This is a genomic window from Caballeronia sp. INML1, assembly GCF_023631085.1.
Lineage (GTDB): Bacteria > Pseudomonadota > Gammaproteobacteria > Burkholderiales > Burkholderiaceae > Caballeronia > Caballeronia turbans.
Genome location: NZ_JALQDT010000039.1, coordinates 1 through 620, shown reverse-complemented (window position 1 = coordinate 620; position 620 = coordinate 1). Strand labels below are relative to the sequence as shown.

Here is a 620-nt window from a genome sequence, read left to right as displayed (position 1 = left end):
GCCGATGATAGTGCGGATACCCGTGTGAAAGTAGGTAATCGTCAGGCTCCTCATGCGATAAACAAAAACCCCACCCCACAAAGGTGGGGTTTTTGCGTTTCCGTCTCACCTATAGGTGAGAGCTTCGATCGTCTCGGGCGTAAGAAACGCTTGACAACGGCGTGTTGTTACCCCATAATCGATAGTTCTCTGCGGAGGGGTGCCCGAGTGGCTAAAGGGGGCAGACTGTAAATCTGTTGGCTTACGCCTACGTTGGTTCGAATCCAACCTCCTCCACCAGAATTCAAGCGGTAAGGGAATCCAAACCCTCGCGGGTGTAGCTCAATGGTAGAGCAGAAGCCTTCCAAGCTTATGACGAGGGTTCGATTCCCTTCACCCGCTCCAGTGTCGGTTTTGTAGTGCCCATGTGGCTCAGTGGTAGAGCACTCCCTTGGTAAGGGAGAGGTCGGCAGTTCGATCCTGCCCATGGGCACCAGCTGTATCAGTCTAGTAAGTTGCGCGCGGCGCAAGGTGCGAAAATCCTGTTAGGAGTCGAAAATGGCCAAAGGTAAATTCGAGCGGACCAAGCCGCACGTGAACGTGGGTACGATCGGTCACGTTGACCACGGCAAGACCACGCT

General features: G+C 54.2%; 1 protein-coding gene and 3 tRNA genes. All 4 read left to right on the top strand.

The genetic code is table 11. The features are described 5' to 3' along the window. The first annotated feature begins 193 nt into the window (after positions 1-193). A tRNA-Tyr gene (locus NCR38_RS12545) sits at positions 194-279 on the top strand. A 31-nt stretch (positions 280-310) separates the two neighbouring features. After that, a tRNA-Gly gene (locus NCR38_RS12540) sits at positions 311-384 on the top strand. A 16-nt stretch (positions 385-400) separates the two neighbouring features. Beyond that, a tRNA-Thr gene (locus tag NCR38_RS12535) sits at positions 401-475 on the top strand. Between the two features lie 62 nt (positions 476-537). After that, positions 538-620: GTP-binding protein (locus NCR38_RS12530; RefSeq protein ID WP_042615313.1), on the top strand; the 83-nt coding region annotated here is incomplete at its 3' end.